The sequence below is a fragment of the Aromatoleum sp. genome (assembly GCF_036675785.1).
GTDB lineage: Bacteria > Pseudomonadota > Gammaproteobacteria > Burkholderiales > Rhodocyclaceae > Aromatoleum.
Window position 1 is genome coordinate 1 of the sequence record NZ_JAKFEF010000044.1, and the last position, 1,913, is coordinate 1,913.

Below are 1,913 nucleotides of genomic sequence, written 5' to 3' on the forward strand. Positions count from 1 at the left end.
GCCATTGACGACGTTGAGCACGCCCGGCGGCAGCAGGTCGGCGATCAGCTCGACCAGCACGAGGATGCTGACCGGCGTCGATTCGGCCGGCTTCAGCACGACGCAGTTGCCGGCGCCGATCGCGGGCGCGAGCTTCCATGCGGCCATCAGGATCGGGAAGTTCCACGGGATGATTTGGCCGACGACGCCGAGCGGCTCGTGGAAGTGGTACGCGACCGTGGTTTCGTCGATCTCGCTGATGCCGCCTTCCTGCGCGCGCAGGCAACCGGCGAAGTAGCGGAAGTGGTCGACCGCCAGCGGGATGTCGGCGTTGAGGGTCTCGCGGATCGCCTTGCCGTTGTCGACCGTCTCGACGTAGGCGAGCAGTTCGACGTTGGCTTCGAGCCGGTCGGCGATCTTCAGCAGGATGTTTGCGCGGTCGGCGGCCGAGGTGCGGCCCCACTTGTCGGCGGCGGCGTGCGCGGCGTCGAGCGCGAGCTCGATGTCTTCCGCGGTCGAGCGCGCCACCTGGCAGAACGGCTTGCCGCTGATCGGCGTGACGTTGTCGAAATACTGGCCGCGCACCGGCGCGACCCACTTGCCGCCGATGAAATTGTCGTAGCGCGATTTGAACTGGTACTTGGCACCCGGCGTGCCCGGCATCTCGTAGATCATCGACCTGTCTCCTGTGTTTGTTGAAAACGCTCTTGCGTCGCAGGACCGTCCGCACGCCGCGTGCCAGCACGGCGTCGCTTCTTCCGGGCGAGTCGAGGTTCCGGACACTGCGCGGGTTTCCGGGCCGAAGAGGTGCTCGTCGCATATCCGCCGGGCTGAGCGACTGCCTCGCGCTGCGCCGCTCAAGAAGGACACATCTGCGCCGAAACGAGACACTGCGCCGGCCGGCACAAATGGGGCTGTGCGTCGGCAGGACGCGCGCAAGCCGCTGGCGCACGGGGTCGCGCGCGACGATATGCGGGTCGAAGTGGTACGGAATGGTTCCTGCTTGACGCGTCCGCATGACGCAAGCCCCTTCGCCCCCTTCTCCGCCTTCGCCGCTTTCGCTGCCGCAGACGCTGGCCGCTTCGTGGGAGCGCAGCCGCGGGCAGGGGCTGAGGCCGGATGCGCCGCTCGACGACAGCGCGCTCGCCCGCGGCGAACTGGCCGACCGGCTCGCGGCGAACGACCGCCTGCTGGCGTTGTCGCGGCCGATGATCGAGGGGCTGTACCGGACGATCGGCAGCGCTTCGTCGACGGTGATCCTCGCCGACCGCGACGGGATGATCCTGAGCGCGCTCGGGCAGACCGAGTTTCTCGACCGCGCCAACACGGTCGCGCTGCGCCCCGGCGTCGACTGGACCGAGGCCCGCATGGGGACCAACGCCATCGGCACCGCGCTGCAGACGGGAACGGTCACGACGGTGCAGGGCGGGCAGCACTACCTCGAACGCAACCGCATCCTCACCTGCGTCGCGACGCCGATCCTCGCGCCTGCGGGGGGGATCCTCGGGATTCTCGACGTGTCGTCCGACGCGCGCGAGAACCTCGCCCACGCCCGCGCATTGCTGTGCACGACAGCCGAGTTGATCGAGTACCGCCTGCTCGAATCCTTCGACGAAGGCTTCCTGACGCTGCATTTCCACACCGGGCGCGACGCGCTCGCGGACCCGCTGCACGCGGTGGCGATTTTCGACGAGGGCGGCGCGCTCGTCGCGAGCAACCGCAGGGCGCGCCTGTGGCTCGACCTTCCGGTCGACCGGCCGTCCGCGACCTACGAAGCCTGCTTCGCCACGCCGTGGTCGGGCCTGCTCGACCGCGCCGCGCAGGACGGGAACGTCCCGTTCACGTTGCAGGGCGCCCTCGGGCGCACGTTCATCGCTCGCGCCGGGCGCAGGCGACCGCGCCACGGCGACGGCGGGGGCGCGCGGCCGGCCCCC

1 protein-coding gene and 1 pseudogene are annotated in these 1,913 nt (G+C 69.8%); one reads left to right on the forward strand and one right to left on the reverse strand.

Going from position 1 to position 1,913, the window contains the following annotated elements; genetic code table 11:
- Window positions 1–654: pseudogene (adh, locus tag V6M37_RS10420) on the reverse strand (aldehyde dehydrogenase); the annotation flags it as partial.
- Window positions 655–995: 341 nt separating this feature from the next.
- On the opposite strand from adh, the gene V6M37_RS10425 reads away from it, so the two are divergent.
- The coding region (locus V6M37_RS10425) for a sigma-54-dependent Fis family transcriptional regulator (protein WP_332672981.1) at window positions 996–1,913 on the forward strand (918 nt) is incomplete at its 3' end.